Source organism: Bacillus sp. Brlt_9 (assembly GCF_051948935.1).
In the GTDB taxonomy this organism is placed as follows: Bacteria; Bacillota; Bacilli; order Bacillales; family Bacillaceae_G; genus Bacillus_A.
The window spans coordinates 20,165-42,151 of sequence record NZ_JAYJLO010000013.1; the positions used below are offsets into that span (position 1 = coordinate 20,165).

Annotated in this window: 23 protein-coding genes and 4 pseudogenes; 9 read left to right on the forward strand and 18 right to left on the reverse strand. The window is 35.2% G+C overall.

Going from position 1 to position 21,987, the window contains the following annotated elements; translation table 11 throughout:
* Window positions 1–442 precede the first annotated feature (442 nt).
* The 4 genes and pseudogenes from VF726_RS28465 to VF726_RS28480 all read left to right on the forward strand — a co-directional run bounded on the left by VF726_RS28465 (window position 443) and on the right by VF726_RS28480 (window position 3,165).
* Window positions 443–1,264, forward strand: a complete 822-nt coding sequence (locus tag VF726_RS28465; RefSeq protein WP_440173544.1) for a ParA family protein — start codon at window positions 443–445, stop codon at window positions 1,262–1,264.
* A 1-nt stretch (window position 1,265) separates the two neighbouring features.
* A complete protein-coding gene (locus VF726_RS28470; RefSeq protein ID WP_440173545.1) occupies window positions 1,266–1,640 on the forward strand; it encodes a hypothetical protein in 375 nt (124 codons plus the stop codon).
* 198 nt (window positions 1,641–1,838) lie between these two features.
* Entirely contained in the window at window positions 1,839–2,189 is a 351-nt protein-coding gene (locus tag VF726_RS28475) for a hypothetical protein (protein WP_440173546.1), read from the forward strand.
* Between the two features lie 520 nt (window positions 2,190–2,709).
* Window positions 2,710–3,165 (forward strand): annotated as a pseudogene (locus VF726_RS28480) (GNAT family N-acetyltransferase).
* A 160-nt stretch (window positions 3,166–3,325) separates the two neighbouring features.
* Here the strand turns inward: VF726_RS28480 and VF726_RS28485 are convergent.
* From VF726_RS28485 to VF726_RS28495, 3 genes are all read right to left on the reverse strand, one after another.
* Window positions 3,326–3,508, reverse strand: coding sequence for a hypothetical protein (locus VF726_RS28485; protein ID WP_440173547.1), 183 nt, complete (start codon window positions 3,506–3,508; stop codon window positions 3,326–3,328).
* 196 nt (window positions 3,509–3,704) lie between these two features.
* On the reverse strand, window positions 3,705–4,295 hold the full coding sequence (locus tag VF726_RS28490; protein ID WP_440173549.1) for a DUF3967 domain-containing protein: 591 nt from the start codon (window positions 4,293–4,295) through the stop codon (window positions 3,705–3,707).
* Between the two features lie 70 nt (window positions 4,296–4,365).
* Window positions 4,366–4,962 (reverse strand): hypothetical protein, encoded by a 597-nt coding sequence (locus VF726_RS28495; protein ID WP_440173551.1) that lies wholly within the window; start codon window positions 4,960–4,962, stop codon window positions 4,366–4,368.
* Window positions 4,963–5,350: 388 nt separating this feature from the next.
* On the opposite strand from VF726_RS28495, the pseudogene VF726_RS28500 reads away from it, so the two are divergent.
* A pseudogene (locus tag VF726_RS28500) lies at window positions 5,351–5,502 on the forward strand (DNA repair protein); the annotation flags it as partial.
* A 210-nt stretch (window positions 5,503–5,712) separates the two neighbouring features.
* On the opposite strand, the gene VF726_RS28505 reads toward VF726_RS28500, so the two are convergent.
* Together VF726_RS28505 and VF726_RS28510 are read right to left on the reverse strand one after the other, a co-directional pair.
* Window positions 5,713–5,988, reverse strand: a complete 276-nt coding sequence (locus VF726_RS28505; protein ID WP_440173552.1) for a DUF3986 family protein — start codon at window positions 5,986–5,988, stop codon at window positions 5,713–5,715.
* Window positions 5,989–5,998: 10 nt separating this feature from the next.
* Window positions 5,999–6,583, reverse strand: a complete 585-nt coding sequence (locus VF726_RS28510) for a hypothetical protein (protein WP_440173553.1) — start codon at window positions 6,581–6,583, stop codon at window positions 5,999–6,001.
* A gap of 456 nt (window positions 6,584–7,039) precedes the next feature.
* On the opposite strand from VF726_RS28510, the pseudogene VF726_RS28515 reads away from it, so the two are divergent.
* From VF726_RS28515 to VF726_RS28530, 4 genes and pseudogenes are all read left to right on the forward strand, one after another.
* Window positions 7,040–7,645, forward strand: a pseudogene (locus VF726_RS28515) (S-layer homology domain-containing protein); the annotation flags it as partial.
* Between the two features lie 215 nt (window positions 7,646–7,860).
* Window positions 7,861–8,886, forward strand: coding sequence for a WXG100 family type VII secretion target (locus VF726_RS28520; RefSeq protein WP_440173555.1), 1,026 nt, complete (start codon window positions 7,861–7,863; stop codon window positions 8,884–8,886).
* Window positions 8,887–8,899: 13 nt separating this feature from the next.
* Entirely contained in the window at window positions 8,900–9,313 is a 414-nt protein-coding gene (locus VF726_RS28525; protein WP_440173556.1) for a hypothetical protein, read from the forward strand.
* A 627-nt stretch (window positions 9,314–9,940) separates the two neighbouring features.
* On the forward strand, window positions 9,941–10,198 hold the full coding sequence (locus VF726_RS28530) for a hypothetical protein (protein WP_440173558.1): 258 nt from the start codon (window positions 9,941–9,943) through the stop codon (window positions 10,196–10,198).
* A 106-nt stretch (window positions 10,199–10,304) separates the two neighbouring features.
* Here VF726_RS28530 and VF726_RS28535 read toward each other — a convergent pair whose 3' ends face one another.
* The 13 genes and pseudogenes from VF726_RS28535 to VF726_RS28595 all read right to left on the reverse strand — a co-directional run.
* Window positions 10,305–11,066, reverse strand: a complete 762-nt coding sequence (locus VF726_RS28535) for an N-acetylmuramoyl-L-alanine amidase C-terminal domain-containing protein (protein WP_440173559.1) — start codon at window positions 11,064–11,066, stop codon at window positions 10,305–10,307.
* Window positions 11,066–11,491, reverse strand: a complete 426-nt coding sequence (locus tag VF726_RS28540; RefSeq protein WP_000373906.1) for a phage holin family protein — start codon at window positions 11,489–11,491, stop codon at window positions 11,066–11,068. Before VF726_RS28540 ends, VF726_RS28535 begins: the two co-directional genes overlap by 1 nt.
* A 97-nt stretch (window positions 11,492–11,588) precedes the next feature.
* Complete coding sequence (locus VF726_RS28545; protein ID WP_440173561.1) at window positions 11,589–12,260, reverse strand: hypothetical protein; 672 nt, start codon at window positions 12,258–12,260, stop codon at window positions 11,589–11,591.
* A gap of 14 nt (window positions 12,261–12,274) precedes the next feature.
* Complete coding sequence (locus VF726_RS28550; RefSeq protein WP_440173636.1) at window positions 12,275–13,066, reverse strand: pyocin knob domain-containing protein; 792 nt, start codon at window positions 13,064–13,066, stop codon at window positions 12,275–12,277.
* Window positions 12,993–14,117, reverse strand: a complete 1,125-nt coding sequence (locus VF726_RS28555) for a BppU family phage baseplate upper protein (RefSeq protein ID WP_440173562.1) — start codon at window positions 14,115–14,117, stop codon at window positions 12,993–12,995. Before VF726_RS28555 ends, VF726_RS28550 begins: the two co-directional genes overlap by 74 nt.
* Window positions 14,118–14,128: 11 nt before the next feature.
* The gene (locus VF726_RS28560; protein ID WP_440173565.1) at window positions 14,129–16,426 is read right to left on the reverse strand and encodes a phage tail protein; all 2,298 of its coding nucleotides are present in this window, start codon (window positions 16,424–16,426) and stop codon (window positions 14,129–14,131) included.
* An 11-nt stretch (window positions 16,427–16,437) separates the two neighbouring features.
* Window positions 16,438–17,319 (reverse strand): phage tail domain-containing protein, encoded by an 882-nt coding sequence (locus VF726_RS28565; RefSeq protein ID WP_440173567.1) that lies wholly within the window; start codon window positions 17,317–17,319, stop codon window positions 16,438–16,440.
* Window positions 17,319–20,045: a phage tail protein gene (locus VF726_RS28570; RefSeq protein WP_440173570.1), complete on the reverse strand. Its 2,727-nt coding sequence runs from the start codon at window positions 20,043–20,045 to the stop codon at window positions 17,319–17,321. Before VF726_RS28570 ends, VF726_RS28565 begins: the two co-directional genes overlap by 1 nt.
* 15 nt (window positions 20,046–20,060) lie before the next feature.
* Entirely contained in the window at window positions 20,061–20,321 is a 261-nt protein-coding gene (locus VF726_RS28575; RefSeq protein WP_440173573.1) for a hypothetical protein, read from the reverse strand.
* 77 nt (window positions 20,322–20,398) lie between these two features.
* Window positions 20,399–20,815, reverse strand: coding sequence for a tail assembly chaperone (locus VF726_RS28580; RefSeq protein WP_430628794.1), 417 nt, complete (start codon window positions 20,813–20,815; stop codon window positions 20,399–20,401).
* Window positions 20,816–20,880: 65 nt separating this feature from the next.
* On the reverse strand, window positions 20,881–21,345 hold the full coding sequence (locus tag VF726_RS28585; protein ID WP_440173575.1) for a phage major tail protein, TP901-1 family: 465 nt from the start codon (window positions 21,343–21,345) through the stop codon (window positions 20,881–20,883).
* Window positions 21,346–21,359: 14 nt separating this feature from the next.
* On the reverse strand, window positions 21,360–21,761 hold the full coding sequence (locus VF726_RS28590; RefSeq protein ID WP_098858212.1) for a hypothetical protein: 402 nt from the start codon (window positions 21,759–21,761) through the stop codon (window positions 21,360–21,362).
* 2 nt (window positions 21,762–21,763) lie between these two features.
* A pseudogene (locus tag VF726_RS28595) lies at window positions 21,764–21,985 on the reverse strand (HK97 gp10 family phage protein); the annotation flags it as partial.
* Window positions 21,986–21,987: the final 2 nt, after the last annotated feature.

Here is a 21,987-nt window from a genome sequence, read left to right on the forward strand (position 1 = left end):
TTGCTTGTTGTGTACTACGTTACAACAAGCATTACCCTTTGTAAACAGCGAATTTGCGCACTTTACGAATAATATCCCTATTTCCCTATTTCCCTATTTCCACTTATAGATATAGGGATATTTCCCCTTTTCCCTATATCTATATTTCCCTATTTTAGTTATTTTTGCTCCTTCTATCTTCAATATTAAATGATATGTTTTTTCCTTATATTTCTCCGATTTGATTACAAATAAAACCTTTTAATATCAACGTTTATGTTATTAATTTCTAACTCTATGATTCTATTGCATAACCTCAATATCATTGTTATAATTTCTATAAAGATATAGAAATATCCCTATTTCTATAGTTAGAAATATCCCTAATTCCCTATTTCTATTTTTCCCTATTTCTATAAAGGGATATAGGGAAATTTCAAATAATATAACTGGAGTGTTAAAAATGGCTATTACAATTACGGTAGGGAATTACAAAGGTGGAGTCGGTAAAACCACAAATGCTGTATTGAACTCTTATGAATTTGCTAAAAAGGGCAAGCGTACATTACTTGTTGACCTTGATCCACAAAGTAACGCAACCAAGTCTTTAATGTTAACAAAATCAATCCTTAATCCTGATGAAATTGTTACTGTTGAAAAAACATTAATGAAAGGAATACAAGAGGGAAACCTAGACGGCTTAGAAGTGGAAATTATGGAGAATTTATATTTACTACCTTCTTACGTTGATTTTCAGGACTTCGCAAAATTCCTTTATAAAAATTGTTCTTCGGAAGCTGAAGAAGATCATTACTTTAAGGGCTTACTTGAAAAGATAAAGCATAAATACGACTACATATTTATCGACGTACCTCCTATGTCGCTAGAAGTTACAAAAAATGCAGTTGTAGCTTCTGATTATGTTCTAATTGCTTTGCAAACACAAGAACGGTCTCTTACTGGCGCTGAGAACTATATTAATGAACTTATCAAGTTAAAAGAACAATATGATCTTGATATTGAAGTAGTTGGCGTTCTTCCTGTCCTATTAAAAAATAACGGTAAGGTTGACGAGTATATCATGGAAAACGCTCGTGAAATTTTCGGTGAAGAAAACCTATTCAAAAACATCGTCCCTCAAATGGAGCGTATCAAACGATTTGATGTGAATGGTATTACTGAAAAAGATAGACATGATATGAATGTAATTGAGCTATACGAAACGATTAGTGATGAATTGTTGTCTCGTATTGATATGTTCGAAAAAATGAAGGTTGGTGTGTAAAATGGCGAGAACTCCTGGTTTACTAGGTAGAAAGAAAAGTAACTTTGAACCTACTGAGCCTTATGTACCACAGCAAGGACAAGCTGTAGTAGAAAATAACGAGGTTCCAGCTACTCCTGCTCAACCTAAGACTGAAGAAAAACAAGTAACTCGAAAAGAAAAAAGAAACGAAAAAACTGAACCAAAAAAGAAATTTAAAAATCAGCAAGGTAGCATTAAAATTTCTAATCAATCAAAAGAAGAACTAGAAGTATTAATGAAACTTACAAACACAAAATTCACTTATGAAATCATCGACTTACTTATAGATCGTTATGTAGAAAACGAGCTAACAGCTGAACAGAAAAGGAAATTCAAGCTCTTAACAGAGATGTAAAAAATATAGAAATATCCCTATTTAGAAATAGGGATATTTCTATATTTCCACTTTTCTTCAATATATTTTTACTTATTCCCCCTCTTTAACTTACTTGAATACACAGGTAAAACAGCAGATAATAACATTATCGTTACCTATACAAGTAATAAATCGTTTTAATAATTTGAGATAAAAAACTAAATGGGAGTGGTACCTTTGGAAAATAAAAGTAAATCTTTTGTAGTAACTGTAACACCTATTACCGAAAGTTCAGATTTAACTATTCAAAGTGAACAAACTAACATGGAAAAAGAAATACAGACACCAAAGAAGCTAGATGAACGTTTAGTTCCATCTAAAACTGCTAAAATTTCACCAGCCGTTTTACTAAAGCTAAATACTCTTAAACCATTTATTCAAGAACAAGAGAGTATGGATAAAACATCAATTAATAACATCCTTGATATACTTGTTGAAAGCTATGTAGATACTCAGCTGGTAAATCGACATTCTAAAGCATATAAAGATATGTACAAGCGTCTTTACGAGACGTTAGAAAATAAGTAAAAGACAGAAGTGTCCTCGTTTTTAGGATGCTTCCTTTTTATTTGTTGGGGTCCCTCTAGCATTTCGAAAAAAACATGCTAAGAGTATGCAAGGTTTTATACAGTTTTTCGGCTAATCCAGTAACAAACAAGAACCCTAAAACTGCGCCAGGATAGGAATGTATAAAAAAATGTATAGGTTCATAGAACAGAAAAAGGCGGATTCCTTGTGAAAGTAAGGGGCCGCTTTTTTCCTTGCTACCGATAATGAGACGTTATGTTAACCGAGCATGAATAGGCTATTCACTAAAAAAAACATTACCTAGCCCAAAATAAAGAAAATTTAATTATAAGAATAAAATGATAGAAAAACATGATATGATAAAAATAGTCTAAAAATTATAAATTAAAAGACTATTAACAATGAAAGAGGCTTTCTTTAAGGCAAACAGAAGGTCTTTTATCGGTAATGATTTTAAGGGAATAACACCTAATTAACGTAAATGGTATAGGTATTCTCTAAATTCGAAAGGGGAAAATTTATGATTAAAACCGCTGTGAAACTTGTAGAATTAAATGCAGAAAACTGGTAAGAATGTTGTGAATTAGAGTTATCTGATGGACAAGCAGAATATATTGAACCAAATGCTATTTCAATAGCTCAATCAAAATTCGAACCAACTTTAAAACCTTATGCAATTTATTGCGAAGAAAAAGTGGTAGGATTTTTAATGTTTAATTCTGAAATGGAAGAACTTGATGGGTATTGGGTATATAGAATAATGATTGATAAGAAATTCCAAGGTACTGGTATAGGGAAAGCAGCAACTAACTTAATGATTGAAGAAATGGCTAAATTACCAAATGCAAAAAAAATAGTAGTAGGTTATCATCCAGAAAATAAAGGAGCCCATTATTTGTATTCAAGCTTAGGTTTTGTTGATAATGGTGACAGATTCGGTAAAGAAATGGCAGTTATCAAATATATAAATGACTAAGAAATCAATATAAAAAAAGAAAAACTCAGAGTCACATGTAGGGAAGGGGTTGCTTTTACTTCCGATATCGAGAATTATGTAAATAAGCTAATTTTTATTATTAGAGCAAACACCTCTCCATTCGGGGAGGTGTTTGCTTTTTTCAACAATGCAAAAAAAATTAAAATGCTTGTTTCTTATACTCACTAATGTATCTGAACAATAAAGTTGTCCCTGCTATATTAGACACAATGCTGACTCCTAACATTACAGCCCATGCAATATTCTGAACTTTCATTGTCAAAGTTAACATGAGAAAGCACATGCCAACCGCAACAAACAAGAAACCTAAAAGTTTATTCATGATTTTACACCTCCCCTTTTTACATTTTAACATTATAATAAAACGATATGTTGTGTAATTTTGGATTTATATGGTATTCATATTAAATTGACATAACGTTTCATTATTAATAGCAAGAAAAAAACGGATCCCTATTACAAGGAATCCACTCTTTCTTTTTCTACAACTCTATTTTTATACGTTCCTCTTCTTGTCCTTACCAGAACTTCCACCACGGCTTTTTCTTCTCTTTCGCAGCAGCAACCTCATCCCGAAACTCCTGCATCATTCTCTTCGTTTCCTGCATCTCACGCAATGTCTTCATAAGAGTTTCATCCCGTGCTTCCAAACGTTTTTCCACTCGCTCATTATGCGCTTCTACGCTCGCTTTTATTTCCTCATTGTTGTGCTTAGCCTGCTCACTCAATCGCTTCTCCATCGCTAACATACTCTGTTTCATTTCTTGCGCCATAACACCATACTGCTGCTGAAGTTGTTCTTGAATGTGGAATGGTATAAGGTCTGTTTCTTTTGGTTCTTCTTTAATCAGATCCGGATTTACCTTCTCAATCTGCTGCGCAATCATCTTCGCAGCCTTCTCTAGCGTCATACCGTCATGCTTACTCAGTTCAATTAATTTCTCAATCACCATAATGTCGCTGTCAGTGTACTGGCGTCTGCCGCGATTATCTTTCTTTACTGCAAATCCTTCACGTGATAATACTTCCATGTACTTTCTAAGGGTGCTATCGGATATTCCTAGTCGCTTATATACTTCACTAGCAGAATAAACAATTTCGTCCGTCATAACGTCACAACACCTCCTAGTGAGAATATTCCATTATGGTTAGGAAATTCCTGCAAATAAACTCCTCTAATTAAGTAGGGGAGTTTTCATTACTTTGAGGATTTTCTTTTCCATCTAAAATTACTTGCAGTCGTTCTACTTCATTTTTGCTATCTAAAAGCTGCCTTTGTGTTTCTAGCAATTCCTTTTCCAAACCCGGAATCTTTTTCTTTAGTTCGTCTATATTTTTTTGATTCTCTTTTAATAATTGGAATTGTTCGTCTATATCACGAATAACTTCTTTCCTATTATTATATCCTATTGCCAAAATAACAAATCCTAATGTAATTACACTAACAACTGTGCTTATAAATTCTAAGTCTTCTTTTTTTATCCCTTGAACAAAGTCAAAATTCGGGAAAATAATAAATCCATAAATAGCACTAGTATACAAAACTACTATAAATAATGTTTTTTTAGTTTCTGTATTTACAAACGGATTATTTTTATCATCTATTTTAATAATGGCATCGCCCAATGTTAAACAAAAACCGGCTATAGAAATACCCGTAACTAATACTGGCTGGAGTATTACAAAACCGAAAAGATAAAAGACACCCAAAGACATTATTCCTACTCCCATACTCATAGTGACTAATTCCATCGTAGCTGACCAACTTGATTTCATAAATATTCGCCCTTCCCATTTCATCTCTAACCTTCTACTTTTTAACAAAATAAAATCGTTAAATTTATTTATTATTTTTTTAATATAATTAGATTTTCTCTTTACTTTATATCACTTTATCAATTCCAACAAGTCCTCTCATAAACAACGAAATCATTTGCGCGATTTATTAACGAGAATCCCCGTTCCTGGCTGCCTACCATAATGAACAAGCCGCATAACGCTACAACGGATGCGATTGGATCGGGCACTGATTTGATTAGAGAAATAACTGACTCAAAATCGACCATATTGATTCGATTTTATTTTTTAAAAAAAACCTCTTCGTAAAAGAACATATATTCGTATATAATAAGAACTAACGTTCTGTTATTTAGGGGGAATAACGGTGTATGACTATTCAATATTGCCAAATCGAATTGTTTTATGTGTAGATCTTCGTTCTACGCCAGCGTATCGTGCATCAAAATGGGCTTAGACCCACTTCACACAAAGTTAGCTGTAGTTGGTGATGTGAATAGGATTGGGTCGTTGCAACTCCACCATGAAAAGCGTTGTGTGTTAAGAAAATGGTTAGATTTTATACTGCTATTTTTTTAGAGTTAAATTAAAAATTAATAACTATATCAAAGGTTATCTTAATTTTTCTCAAAAAAAGGAAAGAAGATATATATGATTTTAATGTAGAAGCGTAAGAAGGAATATATAAGAAGGTAATAAAAAAAGCTAGTATAATACTAGCTTTTTTTATTAAGTATGTAATACTTTATTTTCTAATAGCCACTTTGTAAAGTGTAAAACGCCATGATCATAGTCTAAGTCATATGTGGATATCGATAATATTTTATAACCATCATATTCTTTATATTCATAGTTATCTCGATTTAAAGGAATTTTATAATGGTCAAAATCTAAAAATATATCCCATATATTCTTACCTGTTCTTTTATATGCTATAGCTTCAATATCATGACCATCTTCATAGTAACCTAAGTGCAGGTGCTCAGAATCATATTTAATCTTCATAATTTACACCTTACCAAATAAAATGGTGTGCCTTCATATTTGGTGGGACATGATAGTGTAAATATGGTCCTTTACCATCGATATAATGATAGTCTAAACGGAAAATTGGCTTTTTTGTAGCTTTACTTCTGACTTGAATGATTTTACCGCCATCTGGCCCATCAATGATGAATTTACTTGGAGCGCTTAAAGCTTTTTGTATATGCGGACGTGCTATTGCCCATGCTTTATCCGCTGCTTGTCTACCTACTTTAGATGTAAGAATTCGTAAAGCCCCAATTACTATAGCTGGTAAAGCTCGTTGTTGAATAACAGGCCCATCAGTCATTTCAGTTTCAAATTGACCATTTGCTAAAGTTGCCTCTAATTCTAAAAATACAGGGTCATTTGCAAGGAAAGGGAAATCCTTTTCGAATTGAGCGTTATCAAAGTTATACATATCTTCAAAAGTAATATGTTGATTAATATCGAAGGAACCTATAAATTCCTCTTGGTTATTAATAGAGTCTACCTCAACTTCCTCGGCAAATGCGCTACCTACAAAGCTGAATAACATGGCTGTTGCAAGTAGACTAGTGAAAAACCTTTTAAACAAAATTACCACTCCTTTTAATATGATTTCGCAACTCATATTGAATTTTAATATATAAATATAAATATAAAAAGAATGGTTTTTTAAGTGTTTTTTTGATAATATATCCATATACCCCTAATATAGTTAATTATATGTATTATTAAAAAGAAAAAAATAAATGAAATGTTTATTTTATAAAGCATATTATTTGGAGGGGAAATTAAAAAGTTCCTAAAATAATATTAAAAGCTATAATGATAATAATTAAATACCTAATCATACTAGAAAAACTAGCGGATACTGAACTTAATATCTCTATTATTTGGATCCAATAGTATCCCCATTTAGTTATCTAACCACTACCTGAATTCCTCCTAATTGATTAATCTCTTAAAATATCATCTTGAGATAAATTAAGTTTTTTATAATATATTAAATGTTAATATATTAAAATAAATATATATAGAGGTGTTTTTATTGAAAAAAGCAAGTCTGTTACTAACTACTTTGGCAATGATTCTGTCATTTTTTATTCCTAATCTTGCAAGTGCTAAATCATTCCCAGATGTACAAACTAATCATTGGGCGTACAAAGAAATTAACTATTTAACTGAAAGAGGCATTATTAATGGTACTCCAGAGGGATACTTCAAACCTAGCGATAATGTAACTCGTGGTCAAATGGCTGTAATGTTAGATAAAGCATTAGGTTTAAAAATGCCATATAACTACAAAGACACGTACCAGGATATTCCAGCTGATTCCTATTACTATGATGCTGCACATAAATTAATGCATTACGGTTACATAGCTAATAGTTTTAATTTCTCTGGCGAACGAGAATTAACACGCGCAGAAATGGCTGTAGCACTGGTTAAGGCTTTTGATTTAAAATCGACTGGAGCTCACGTTAGATTCAAAGACGTCCCATTTACTCATTGGGCATATGACTATGTTGTAATCTTAGCTCAAAATAACATTACTGTTGGATTCCCAGATGGCTCATTTGCACCTACAGCAAAAGTTACTCGTGAACAGTTCGCTGCATTCTTAGCGCGTTTACAAGAACCCAGTTTCCGTCCAGTTCGTAATTAATAAGTGTTATTAATTAAACGCAAAAAAAGGTCTGCTCAGATATGAGCAGACCTTTTTTCATCTTATTTCACATACACATAGGCTTTATTTACAATTAAATAGATTATATTTCACATAAATATTATTATATTAATCTAAAGTTTCTGTATTTACATTTTTTTCTTTTTATCTCATAATTTTAATTGGGGAAAGGGAGGAAAAAAATGGTTCAAATCAAAGTAACACCTGAAATGCTAGAAGACGTCGCTATTCGTGCAAATAATACCAGAATCGCATTAGAATCTATACATAATAATCTATGTAATGAAATAGATCGTTTATGTTTTCAATGGGTTGGTGCCTCTAATCAACAATTCGTTCAAATGTTCAATGATGCGAGACCAAAAGCTTTTACAGCTATCAATTCAATTATACAAGTGGAAGAAGATTTAAAACGGATTGCTGAAAAATTCCGTAATGCGGATGATCAAGATGTTACAATGGAAGAAGGTGCAATGTGTGGACCACTATCATCAGAAAAAGAGGGTTTTGATGGTAAAAAACTAGCTAGGGATATAGCTGGTGAAATAAGTGGTGAGTATGATGTTCGTCGTGTTTGGGATGGTATTGATCCATCTACTGGCGAAAAGCTTTCGGGATGGGAACGTGCTGGGGCAGGTGTCATGGCTGTAGCCGGCCTTACACCCTTTGGAAAGATAGCTAAAGTAGGAAAAGGAGTTAAAATGACTGCTAAAGCTACTGAGGCTGCAAATATAGCTAACAAAGTACCTGTTGGGAAAGCCAGCGGGACTAAGTCAATTATTTCATCCGAAATGGAAGAGAAAATTCTTTTGGGACAGAGAAAAAATCCTAATAAAAATGAAATTATTGGAGGACATTCATCAAATATTAAAAATAGTCATCCTAATTATGCTACAGAGACGATTAAGGTCAATCCAAATGGTACGAAAGATATCAAATATACGACTCAATTCCCTGATGGGAAATTGGCTAAAATAAAAAATAGTACAATATTTCCAGATAGTTGGAGTGATACAAAGATTTTAGATAGTATAACTGATATAGGTAACTCTTCCCCGTTAGGTATTAGAGGGAGAGATGGAGCAACTTTTCATAGGGAAATTATTGACGGCGTAGAAATTGATGTAATAAAAATAGGTGACAATGTGGTTAGTGGATATCCAACAGGTCAAATTAATGCACCATTACCAGGTGGATTTACCAAATAGAGGAGGAACATAAATGTATGAAAAAGTCGATGCAGTATTATCTGAAAATAGCTCAGATAACTACTTCTATGATGATGAATTTATGTATGTACAAGAGTTGATAAGTGAATTTACTGAAAATGATTGGGATAAATTGCTTCAAAATCTAAAGGATAGAGATGATAAATATAAAATTAGATTAGTATATTGTATAGATGAAGATACTGGGATGAATGGATTCAATTTATTACTAGATTTACTCAATGCGAATGATGAATTAGCTGAATATGTAATAGACTCTTTGCGTTCTTTTAACAATGAAGAATATAAAAAAATAATCGCTTCCAACAAGCACATAATAGATAAAGCAGAGAGTCTACTGAAAAAATCGAGTCTGCCAGTTAAAAGAATTTTAGAAGCATTTTTACAACAAAATACACAGTCTTAGTATTTATATCTTTAGAAACAGAATTTTTTTAAACTAAATAAAAACGAACTCTATTATTCGATTGGCGTCAAATAATAGAGGATTGACTAGTAAGTGTATCATCTGAGATTTCGAGAAACGTATGGCGTGAAGCTGAAACGCCTGAAATAGAACCTTCACATGAATTTGTTTTACTTCTTATGTAAGAATACTTTAGAAGTATTTAATTCTAGTTCTATGGAAAGTGCGAATTGTGAATGTGGTGAATGTATGGATGTATATAAAATGTTTGATTCAATGCCATTTGATAAGTTTGGAGAGTTAGTTGAGGACAGTATTGTTGTTATTGAATTATATTTATGTCCTTCTTGTAAAAAGTGGAAGCTTAATTTTGTTGGTAGAAAAATTCTATATGGGTGAAATCATGTTAAAAAAGCTGAATTAGGAAATTACCTAGTTCAGTTTTTTATTTTATATTTACAATCTCTTCCCTTTCCTAAATAATTTCAAAACTGGAATACTTTGAATCTCGATTTGAAGGGATTTTTAAAACTGATTATAAAATAGCACATGATGCAACTTTAAGATCCGGTCGCTCTTGAGAAATACCTAATATAGATAAAGAATAAACAGAAGAGGAGATAAATTATGGAAATTCATATCACAATGAATAAAGAATTTGAAGACGAGGAAATAGTTGTATATCAATTTTATCCCTCAGAATATCCAGATAAAATCGGAAAAATGTATTTTCATAAAAAAGAGCAAATGTTTCATGAAATAGATCCAGTTCCGATACAATCAGCTGCAACAAGTGAACATTACTTTCATTGTGCATGTAGTAGATTAATGAAATGCATCAAGAGTGGTGGAGAATTTTTGGAGGAAATGACATACGGAGTATAGAAAAACTAACGAGTATATAACAAATCCGTCCGATTATGATGTGCCCTCCAATTGTTAGACACGAACAACAATTGGGGGGCACATCAAACAGGACGGCTTTTTTTATTTATTTAAATTCATACCACCAACCTTTACGGTCGAGGTATTCTTTCATAGCATTTAATTGTGTATTACTCGTAGGATCTGTTACTACGAAAGTTAATCCATCTCCTTGAAGTAGAAACGTACCTGTCATCTTCAAGGAAGAAAGTGCTCCTGCTACGTCTGGCACCTCATAAGGTGAGAACGCTCCTGTTTGGATGATATTCTGCTTAGTTGGTTGATCAGATACAACACTTGAGCTTATTCCTCCACATTCTTGTCCAAAGTAAGCGAAGATTACCGCTGAAGTAATTGCATCAACATTCCACTTGGCCATATCTCCATCATTATCTATAAACCCTGCTTCCACCAAGAAGAATGGACAGTTAGATGAGCGAATTACTCCAATGTCTGGACGTATCTTGGCTCCACGGTCTTTCCATCCAGTACGTTTAGCGATTTCTGCTGAAATACGAGCTGCCATAGGTGCTTCCTTCGCAGAATAACAAAGTACTTCTACTCCGTGACCATTTCCATCAGAGGCGTTGAGATGCCATGCAAATCCTACATCATTAGGTCTATCATTGATATTTCTAACTTGGTTACCTACAATAGCATTTGCTGTGCGGCCTACATCATCAGTGTCGTCCTCTACAGAATGACCTAAAGAGCGCAATTTATTAATGAAATCCTTATTACACTCACGATCCATTAGATGTTCTTTACGGTTACCCCAGTTAGCTCCTGGTACAATAGCGTTATGTCCTCCATGACTTGATACTCTCATTATTCAACATCTCCTTTTTTCTCTACTTGTTTTTGTTTACCGCCTAAAATCTCAACTGCATTCGTTAATGCTGAAGGTAAAGGGATTCCCATACGCCCCGCATTTTCTAAAAGAGATAACAATTCATTCCCGATAAAGAAAAAAATTGTCGCTTCACGAATAGCACTATTGCTTCCAAACGCCGAGTCTAACTGCGCTGCCACTCCAACCAAAAGAAAAAGCACCACCTTTTTGGCGATGCCTTTGAAACCTACTTTACTTTTTAACTCTCCGTTATAGCCTGCTGCGAATACTCCTGTGATATAATCGATAGCTGCCATGATAACTAGAACTTTCAATGTTGTATCCCATCCTCCCAAAAAGTACCCGCAAAAAGCTCCGAAGGTAGCTATAAATGTTTTCATTAATACATCAATACGATCCATCTTTTCACTCCTTTTCTAAAAATAAAAAAGCCTGCAATAAGCATGCTTCGTTTTGTTATACAAGCCGTATTTTGTTCAAAATAAAAAGATCAGTTAATTAAACCTGCTCTTTGTTCTCTAAATCAGCTATTCGACTATGCAAATCAACAATTTTCTCTCCTAAGTTCGGAATGACTTGCTTTATTTTATTAATTTCATGTTCATAATCTGGTGTATCTTGTATAGGCGCTGCAAATGCTATTGGCGCTTCTGTTTCATCAAGAGTTGGTGGTTTCTGATTTTTGATATCTTCTAGCTCTTTTTGAATATCAGCTAATTGCTGTTTAATTTTTTCTAACTCTGAAGGTTCTTCCGGTTTAGGTTCCTCTGGTTTCGGTTCAGCCATTTTAACCCATTTACCGTCTTTAAATACTGGATAGTAAATTCCATCAGGACAAACTTCTAGAGTACAATTTTTAGGAATGTCCGGTTCATAACCTACAATTACATCTTCCTCGTATGGTACTTTAATAGTTTCGTACTTCACATCTCTCATCACACAATCAGGACAATCATATTTACTGATTGGTTCTTCTTCATTTTCCTGATCAGGCTCATAAGTACCATTCTCGATAGATTGATGAAGTTTACAAAGCTTTTCTTCTGTGACAATCTCTTTTGTTTCTTCTCGATAGAAAGTTTGTTTCTCGTATATAGGTTTCTCTTTTAAAGGAATTGTTTCAGTGTATCTTCCTTTATCATCATAACAATACCCGTATAGTAACGCCATAAAGCTTCCTCCTTTTAGTTCGTCACAAAAGTCTGAAGTATTCTGTAACGTTTCCCTTTAGTGTCCAAATGGATTTCCCCGTTGAATCTAATTAATAATCTAGACATGGTTCCGTCGGTTGATGCTACATCTGTAGTGAGGGAACCTATCGGACGTAGCCCTTCAGGAAGTGTTGTCACTATAGGATTCGTTGAGTCGGCATTTCGAGTTACGTCCAACATTAAAGTGACAGAGTTTCCTCTCCTAACGATATTCTGAACTGCCCCACTTGTAGGAGTGAAATCGCTAGTGATTATCAAGTTTGTAGTCCCGTCCTTACTGTTGGAAGTGATCTCTGTCCAAGATTGCCATACATTGTTATTCATTACACGAACCCAACAACGCTGAAGCTTGTCATCTAAGGTTGTCGCCCTTTGTAGTCGGAACGTATCAGTACCCGCATAACGGATAACCTCTACGTAAAAGAATCGTTTACTATCCTCAGGGGCATTCACTAAATTCTGTCCAGTGTACTGACCTGACTCAATTATGGTATTCAAATCAGCCGTACTTATAGCTTTTGTTTTGCCATCAGGCTGAGTGAAATTAGTATATACATCACTTTTTTTAACAAGGTTTGTACTTACTCCTGCAAGTAAATTAAATGAACTATCTGTTGCGTTATACTCCCACACATTTCGATTATTTTTCACATCGCGTAAACCTACATGTGTATCGGAGAAGTTATAAAAGTTAAATGTTTCTACTCCGTCTTTCAGGAAAGCATATTTCTTTGTAGCATTTCCTGAAAGACGGAGTAGAAACATCTCCTGTAAATATTCCACCTCGTTCGTTTGTTTGACGCTCCCAAGGGTTCCAAGTAGCCCCTGTCTTTCTACGTACCCAAGTAGTTGAAGTGCTTCCGGTTAAGTTTGTGGCTCTTTGCATTACGTAGTTAGGATCACCATATTTGATAACTTCAATGTATAAAAATCCACTGGTAGGAGCATTTAACAAACCAGTACCTCCATAGACTCCAGAATCTTGGATATTGTTTAAATCATCTCCCTCTCGCAACTGTTTAGTTTGGCCAGAAGGGATAAGCCATCCTTTATAGATTTCATTAGTCTTGACAAGGTTTGAATCTGCTTGCATGATGAAAGTCTTACTAGTTGGGTTATACGTAAGCACATCTATCAAGTTTTTTCTGTCCTGCCACACAACATTTCCGTTTGCCACTGAGACAACCCTTGAAGTTTCATTTCCTGCGGTGTCTTGGAATCCGTAACCTACAGATCCCGCGGCTGGTACAGTCATCTTAAGAGGACCTGTCATTGTGTCTCCTGACTTCTTAACTGCTCCCTTTGCTAATTCACCCGCTGCAATAATCCCGTCAATATCTACACCTTCAAATTTTTTACCTGCTTCAATAGCTTTTTGGATTACTGGAAATTCATTTGTAGATTTCATCGCCTCATCGGACATTATTGATTCATCTACTGTAAATGCGAATTTACAAGTTTCAATTACTTTGTTAGTCGGGAAAGTGAATCTCAATTGTGCAATGACATTACCATAGGCAATCAGAGTTTGTGTGCTTAAAACAACATAGTACTTACCCTGCATTTGATTCACATTCTGCACATCTTGGAAGACGCGCTTACAATCAGGCTTTAAGAATGCGATTTGTACACTTGTCGCTGATGAAAAATCTGTTACCACTTTGTCGTGAGTAACATTGATTAATAGTTTGGCAGAGTTTAAATCATTCTGGTAAAACCGGATGAGCTTTAGTTCCTCTTCTTTTACATTGAAATCCTTGTGTTGCATCGTATCAATTGTTATTTCTCTTATTTTAAGTATTTCTGCCAAATCCACTCACCCCTTTATTATAATTTTTGTTCTAATAACGATAATCTTTCTTCAATAGTTTTGATTTTAGTCTTTAAATCATCAATTTCTTTATCTTTCGTGATCTTTTCTTCTTGGAACGCTCTAATCTGAATAGCTAAAGATGAATATATCTCAGCAGCATTTCTTTCTTTTGTAACGAAACACTCAGGATTTTTTTCATCATCTGCAATCCAACCGTATCTAGTTGTAATATCCTTTGTTGTTAATACTGTCTCCTCGTCTTCTTGACGATTCATCCGCATTTCATACAGCTGTTCCATTTCTGTTCTTAAATTGTATTGTTGAATATTTAACGACATAATTTTTTCTAAAGCGCTAAACTGTACATCTCGAATGTTTGTTTTATATTTGCGTTGCGATGATGTTTCGAAATTACTTGCCACTACCGAAGAATAAGAAGTGCCTGAACCAGATTTAACCTGTAATTTACCAGCATAACCAGGTACTGCTCCATTTCTAAGTAATAATGTTTGAAATCGTAAATCCGTTTCTCCATTGTTATCCACTACATCAAGCATGTTTTTTTCGTTTAAGCTGAAAACAATAGCGGTCCGACTGTCTATCAATACGTTTTTATTTCCACCTTTTAATCCGATACCATCAGTAGCTTCTACCCAATACGATCCACCATTTGCGTAATGATTTATACCTTTACCTGAGTTAACGGTTACAGCCCCATTCATGCCCCCCTTTAGGATCAAATCACCTGATCTTCTAAACATAACTGAGCTTACAAAATAAGGGTCTCCGTTAGAATCTTTTCCGTTTATTATTCCTAAGAATCCTTGCGTTGGTTGTTTACTTAAGACAACAGAACCGTCTTGAAAACTAGAGTCTCCACCTAATACAATCGTTGGCTGTATTTGGCTTTCACGATCTTTATAGTATCCAAGGTAAACTCTGCATAAATTTGACTCCATTAAACGAATGAATTGCTTTTGGATGTGAACGTAGTTAGTTCCATCATCTGTGCGTAGTGTAGAACCTTTAATTTCTCCTGCTAAAATCCGTTCTGCAACGATACCTCTGCCTGTAATCGCGTTCCTAAAGGTCATTCCTCCGTCAGTGCTTACACCTAATCCCGCACTATTCAAAACCACAACGTAATTTGGATTATTCTTATCCTTCGCGATTAATCCTTGTGGTGTGATATCTAATTCACTAGTTACGCCTAAAATCATACTCGTGACATTTGCAACTTCTGCTGCCATTGCATTAATTGGGAGCTTCTCTCGCCCCTCGATCAAATCATTAATTGTTTTAGCGGCATGATCTAAATTAGACTGATACCTTTTGATAATGTCTTGATTCCCAAAGGTTAGTTGAACATCAAGGATATTCCCGCGCCAATCACGTAATACGCTGCGATTCACAACACGTACTTCAGCATCCAATCCAATTCTTTCATCAATAAGAAATACCCGATCACCAAGTCCACTCTGAGCAATCGGGTATTTCTGTTTCGTTAAATCGTGTATATTAGCGGTTACGCTAACTTTTAAACTTTCGTTCACAATCTTTTTTAAACCGCTATCCATTGTTGCATTTAATTTGATACGACCGTCTTTTAAAGGTGGAGCGTGACGTACACCAATTCCAGGAATACTGGCGAGCGGTGATGTATACTCACGAATCAATTTAGCGCCTTTCCACCCATCTTCTTCTGTGAAATCACCATAACCTTTAGCGTATGTCCAAAATCCCGATGCATCAACTTCTTGAACTATATTTGAAGCATTCAATCTATGGCGGTACATGACGTTTAAGTCAGATCCAATTTGAGGTTCAATCGTTACAACCTTGCCGAGTACCTTAAATTCTGCCCCATAACGATTCAATGCATCTTTAAACATTTCAAGTCGGGTAGACCCACCACCAAATCCTTCCCATTGTAACGAGTTGTAACTTCCGTTCAATTGATAAACATAGCCGCTTCCATTGAAAATAGTTGCAAAGCAAGCATTCGCAGTAAAAGATTGATTATATTCTTCATACACGCGACCATTGTCGAAGTCATCATAAAATTTCGGTACTGCCTTTATCTCAGCAGTCAGGGTCTCCCCCTCGCCTTTTTTCTTCAAATACACTATTTTGTATTCCGTTTCATTATCATCAACTAAAGTCCACATTTCTGAGAGTCTATTAAGAAATCTTAAGTTCACCTTATTGGGTGGTATCTTTGCAGAAAACACACAATTCCCATTTAATTCTTCTTCAATTAAATAAGTTGTTTGTGTGATATACTCTATATTTTCTAAATCGCGTACATACATATCAATTCACCTTACTTGTAGTAAAATCTAAAATCAAATTCTATTGTTGCTGAGGTGCAATTAAACACTTCTAAGGTATTCCACCCTGGCACAAGCTCAATGAAATCCTTCTTTGTATTCCTCAAAAAGGATAACCCATTTCTTCCTATATTGGGACCTGAGTAAATAATGGTGTCTGTAATATATAAAGCTGACGTTATTGTTGCTGAGCTAAGATTTGTATGATTCTTAAGCATAAATCCAGCTGTACTACCTGCTACATCACTAATTGTTATTTTTAATTCTTGTTCAAAAGGATGAACTGGAATGTTACCAGGATTAAAAATTTGAAATCGTTGACCTGCTACTGCTTTGTGTTTATATACCCTTGACGCAGGATCACTGATAATCCCCATACCTGCTCCCCATAATCCATTCCCTGGATTAACTCCATCACGTTGAATATCTGATGACTTGCCAATAGATTCTGCAAATGGCAAATCACTTGTTTCGAATTCCAATTCACCAAACCCGTATTTAAATTGCTGATCTATATCGAATGTAGAGGAGACATTTACTTTATATCGTTTGCCACTAACAATTAGATTATCTCCATCTTGATACTCTAATCGTCGTAATTCACGAATATTAAAGGATTCCGTACTTAGTACCATTTCAAATAGTTTATCTCTTGTTATTGCCACATCCAATAAGTCCTGCGCCTTAAAATAAAAAGGTACAGTTATAGTCCGTACCCCGTAAGTAGACCCTGTGCTAATTCTTCCGTTTGCTCCTTCTACTTCTGTATAAGTAGGACGCATTTCAATCGATCCCACACGGAAGTCTTGCGCCTGGACGTTTATGTCAGATAGCTTCATAGTTTGTCCATTCATTCTTGTGATTTGCACGTCCATTAGAAATACCTCCTTACTGTGTTTTCGACTGCATTCCCTTCATTTACATGAGGTCGTACAATACGTCCTACTGTTTCACCTTCCATAACAACTTGTAGATTATCTAATTTGTCACCTAGATTTTTAACTGCAGCTGCTACTAAACTATTATCATTTTGACTTGCAACATTAGCTGATTGAGAGTTAATCATTGCTTGTTGCCCGAAATCTGATGATGAATTAACACCAGATACATATGATGGGGCATTGTAACTTCCTGAAATTGAAGGAATCACAGGAGCTACTACATTACCAGGAAGAATGTCACCCATCTGAATCGAATCTGTCAAACTGGAAAATCCATCTTTAACAGCAGATGCCATATCTAATGCAGTACGTACTAGAGGGTTTATCATACTATCCATTCCCTGATCTAAACCTTGACCTACGTATACCCCTATATCTCTCATCACACGTGAAGGAGAGTGGATACGGAAAAATCCAGTAATAGTATCTTTTATGGAACGACCAATATTAAACACCTGGTCTATAAGTTTATTAGCATAACTGTAAATACCATTAATAAGACCAGAAATCATTTGTTGGCCAATCGTGAAAAAGTAGCTTACAAAACGCTGGACTGTATTTACTGCTTGCCCTAGTACCCATCCAATTGCCGAAACTACGTTATTCATTTTATTTTGTATTCCGCCTATAATAGCGTCCCAAATTCCAACAAAGAAATTTTTGAACATACCGCCCCAACTTTTCGCTAGACGGGTGATAGTTTCTAATTTTGAACCGAAGAATACATATAAATCTGCTAGAGCATCATTCCAAATTTTCTTTATATCTCCCCAAAATTTCCCGAATAACCGACCTATGTCATCACCAAATTTACCAACCCACTTCAGAACTCTCCCAACACCCCATAATTGCAGGTAACCCCAAATCGCTTCTAGTGCTCCGAACCAAATTTCCTTAACCCCTTCCCACACTCCAGCCCAATCGCCAGTAAAAAGGGATGAAAAAACTTTCACGATTCCAAGTATAACTTTTAGAATTCCTTGTATAAAATCACGTATCGCTTCTAGCGTTCCAATCACAATCTCTTTAATAATCGGCCACGCAAATTGGAAAACAGCGACTATAATCGGCATTACCGCCTTTATGATTTCACTCGCTACGGACCAACAATCAGAAAAGGCTTGTTTTATCTGACTGCCGTTTTCTAGCCAAAACTGAGCTATTTGAGAGCCGATTGCAGTCATGAAGGACCAGATTCCGCTTAAAAATTCGCTTATCGCTTGCTTGATAGACGATACAGTATTAACAACCGTTGTAATTGTTGCCTGATTCATCCCTAGCGATTTTAATAATGCTGTTCCGTTTTCTTCATCACCTGCGAACAACGCAAAAATGCCTTGCATGAATACTGCAAAGCCTGAAAAAACTTGTTTAATTGTTTCAATTACCCCTCGAACTGTTTCACCAAATGATATTATCGCTCTAGTATTCTCTGGTGACATTCCAAGTGAAGTGAGCATACTAGCTGCACCATCGCTATTTCCTTGTAAAACTTGCCAAAACGCTTTAAAAACGGTTATCACGTTATTTACCGCGTTCCTAAATGGTTCTATATTTTTATAAGCATAAGTAAATCCTAAAGCTAAACCTGTTATCGCAGCTGCTAGCGCCCATGCTACAGGACTCGCCATGGCTAACACCATTACTGCCGGTTTAATAATCATCCATAAAGCAGCAAACGCCGCTCTATATCCTTTTAATAATCCCATTCCTGCACCTAATGGCAGCAATAGGAGTGTTAAGGCTGGAACTAACATCATTGTCCCTTGGATGAATTTTGCTAAAGTAGGATGTGCTTCATTAAATGCGATGACCATTTTTGCCATTGTGTTAACAAAATTATAAATAGGTATCATTAAAGCAGCAAATGCATCCCTCATCGGTTGTAACGCTTCAGTAAGTGACTCCATCATGTCTTTATATGCTTTTGCGTATTTAGGGTTCATTTCCATATTAGCTTTATGCAATTTGCCATAAAACATAACTGCTCCAGCACCAACGACTAAAAATGCTTGTCCCATTCCCATAACAGATTGGTTAATAATACGAATTTGATCATTTAACTGCTTCATATTAGCAGTAGGACCAAGAAATTCTAAAGCTAACTGCGCAGCACTACTTCTATTCGCCAATCGTTCCATTGCATTTGTTGCTGCTAAAGCCCCTCTAGAAACGTTGTATAATGGGTTACCCATACGTTGTAAGTTACCTTGTAGTTTACTTGAAGTTGTAGACATATTGTTCAACATACCGATGGTTTGTAAAATACTAGCTTGTTTCATTCTGTCTAGTTTCATAATTTCATCGTTCGCGGCTTTTTCTGCTTTACCAATTCTGTTAACTTGAGCAATTAAATCCTGGGCGCTACCAGAGTAAGTTGCCATACTCATAGCAGCATCTAAATAAGCGAGTTTAGTTCGTTTTAACTCTTCAATATGAGGCTTCATAGCTTCTCGTTGTTCGTATTTCATTTGCCTTAATCGACGACTATATTCACTGTTAGCATTCCCCATATTTTCAATGCTACGTCGATATTCTCTAGAGCTTCGACTGGTTGATGTGACAAAATCGTTCATTTCACGACGCATCTGTTGAATCTCGCGACGCATTTGATCAGTTTCAGCCCTAAACTGAACAACTAATTCTTCTTGTGTGGCCAAATCTCTCCCTCCTTTCTAATTGAAGTTGAGAGTTTGTAAGAACTGCATATGCTCTTGTGCTTTTTGCATTTTTTCTTCTATCGTTAAATCTTGATTGTTTTCTCCATTCAACTTATTTCGGTCGAATAGATCAGATGGTTTTAATTTCTTTTTAGGATCGTGATGATAGGCTACTCGCATCATAAGCGCAAACACGCTATTTATTTGCAACTCATCAAGGTATTGCTCATTCCGACCTATCATCATATTTTCAAATTCACGAGGGGTAAGTTCCATAACCTCGCTAGGCAATAATTTTAAATATCTAAAACCATCTTGCTGGATTTTATCTAGGTCCTCGCGGGTAAATTCTCTTACTCTTCGATCTTCCCGAACATTTCCTCTACCATTTCCATCATCTCTGGGTTCTCCACTGCTTCTGGATTCTTGGCTAGATACTGCTTCTTCATTTGTTTTCTCAACTTTTTTGTTGTCTTTTGGTAAAAAGTACTTTCTGCTACCACCTCATTTAAAAGTTCTTCAATGAATTCTTGAGAGATTTTCCCCTCTTCAAATTGTTTTTCGATGTTATCCATGACTTTATCGCGTGTAAATCCTTCTTTTGTATGCATTAATCCAAAGTAGATAGCATCAACGAATAACTCTAAATCTCCTTGCATACAAGCCATTACAACCTCATTTGAACCGCCCTCATATTTTTTATTTAATTCGTAGATGTTTCCAAAAGTAAGTTTTAGTTCGTATTCCTTTTTATCGATTTCAAAACGCATTTATATCAATCTCCTTTTAATTGGATGTTATTTTCAAATTTAAAAAGAACGGTAAAAACCGTCCTTTACTGACCTGCACCTTTAGGAATTTCTGTGAGTGTTTCCGTTATTACAGAACCGGATAATTTCACTTCCACTGAATAAGAAACAAATTCGCCGTTAGATGAAGAACGTTCAAAAGAAGTAATCATATAGTTACCAGCTTCTGCTTCTTTCGTTCTCATATTAATTTCATAAATCTCCATATATTCACCATTTCTAATGGCAGCCTTCACAGCAGGATAATATGGGTCCCCTTCTGCTAACGTACAAGAGAATGAACGAGTTTCTTTTCTTTTTCCATAATCGGAATACGATCTATCTTTAGACTCCGCTTCAATTTCATCAGCCTCAATATTATGAGAGTCTTCAGTTTGATCAAATGGTCTAACTAATATGGATTGATTAGTCTGATCCTTTATTTTTGCAGCGATAATAAATTCATCACCACGATACATTTTGTTCTTAACTGTTCCAGCTGTTTCAGCCATATATTTCACGCTCCTTAATTTACATAAGCTTGTTGGTATTCAAAAATCATTGTTAGTTGTGCAGAACCAACTCCACTTGGAGCAGTTGTTACTCTCCGAAAATAAATCGTATCAATCGATTCACTACCATCTTCATTACGAAGTTGTACTGTGTAACCGTTTCTTCTGATTTTATTAGCAACCTTTTCAGCTGCTTGCATTGCCTTATCTGTCGTCACATTAAAAAACCTTACTACCATCGTATATAGTAAGGTGTAATGATCCTTTGAAGTTTTATCATCATTTATAGATAAAATCGGATAATATACCGATGGAATAATTAGTTCTTCTGGAACTTGATCATGATAAGCAAATGTATTAGTAGGTAAACTGTCATATACAAAAGCTTTCATAGAGCCATGTATTTGCTCATACATAATTATCTCGCTCCATTCTGTACCCATTGCTTAAATTGGCGGTCAAATGAACGTTGAAACATACGTTCATAAATAGCAACTGCATTATCCCAATACGGACGGCCCTCTATGAATTTAGCAGTAAGCATCATTCCAATAGGTGCGTGTGGGTCATATTCAAAATTATGTCCTTCCCATCTACCAGGAACGAATCTCCTTACCTGCTGCCACCCGTCATTTTGAAGTC

Bases quoted from the DNA above. Each gene is read 5' to 3' on its own strand.
- VF726_RS28545 (WP_440173561.1), bottom strand. From the start codon at position 12,260: ATGGCGTTACTATACGGGTATTGTTATGATGATAAAGGAAGATACACT.
- VF726_RS28530 (WP_440173558.1), top strand. From the start codon at position 9,941: ATGGAAATTCATATCACAATGAATAAAGAATTTGAAGACGAGGAAATA.
- VF726_RS28470 (WP_440173545.1), top strand. From the start codon at position 1,266: ATGGCGAGAACTCCTGGTTTACTAGGTAGAAAGAAAAGTAACTTTGAA.
- VF726_RS28580 (WP_430628794.1), bottom strand. From the start codon at position 20,815: ATGCGTTTTGAAATCGATAAAAAGGAATACGAACTAAAACTTACTTTT.
- VF726_RS28490 (WP_440173549.1), bottom strand. From the start codon at position 4,295: ATGACGGACGAAATTGTTTATTCTGCTAGTGAAGTATATAAGCGACTA.
- VF726_RS28575 (WP_440173573.1), bottom strand. From the start codon at position 20,321: ATGGAACTTACCCCTCGTGAATTTGAAAATATGATGATAGGTCGGAAT.
- VF726_RS28520 (WP_440173555.1), top strand. From the start codon at position 7,861: ATGGTTCAAATCAAAGTAACACCTGAAATGCTAGAAGACGTCGCTATT.
- VF726_RS28550 (WP_440173636.1), bottom strand. From the start codon at position 13,066: ATGTTTCTACTCCGTCTTTCAGGAAATGCTACAAAGAAATATGCTTTC.
- VF726_RS28505 (WP_440173552.1), bottom strand. From the start codon at position 5,988: ATGAAGATTAAATATGATTCTGAGCACCTGCACTTAGGTTACTATGAA.
- VF726_RS28465 (WP_440173544.1), top strand. From the start codon at position 443: ATGGCTATTACAATTACGGTAGGGAATTACAAAGGTGGAGTCGGTAAA.
- VF726_RS28565 (WP_440173567.1), bottom strand. From the start codon at position 17,319: ATGGACGTGCAAATCACAAGAATGAATGGACAAACTATGAAGCTATCT.
- VF726_RS28525 (WP_440173556.1), top strand. From the start codon at position 8,900: ATGTATGAAAAAGTCGATGCAGTATTATCTGAAAATAGCTCAGATAAC.
- VF726_RS28535 (WP_440173559.1), bottom strand. From the start codon at position 11,066: ATGAGAGTATCAAGTCATGGAGGACATAACGCTATTGTACCAGGAGCT.
- VF726_RS28585 (WP_440173575.1), bottom strand. From the start codon at position 21,345: ATGGCTGAAACAGCTGGAACAGTTAAGAACAAAATGTATCGTGGTGAT.
- VF726_RS28485 (WP_440173547.1), bottom strand. From the start codon at position 3,508: ATGAATAAACTTTTAGGTTTCTTGTTTGTTGCGGTTGGCATGTGCTTT.
- VF726_RS28540 (WP_000373906.1), bottom strand. From the start codon at position 11,491: ATGGATCGTATTGATGTATTAATGAAAACATTTATAGCTACCTTCGGA.
- VF726_RS28495 (WP_440173551.1), bottom strand. From the start codon at position 4,962: ATGAAATCAAGTTGGTCAGCTACGATGGAATTAGTCACTATGAGTATG.
- VF726_RS28590 (WP_098858212.1), bottom strand. From the start codon at position 21,761: ATGTATGAGCAAATACATGGCTCTATGAAAGCTTTTGTATATGACAGT.
- VF726_RS28560 (WP_440173565.1), bottom strand. From the start codon at position 16,426: ATGTATGTACGCGATTTAGAAAATATAGAGTATATCACACAAACAACT.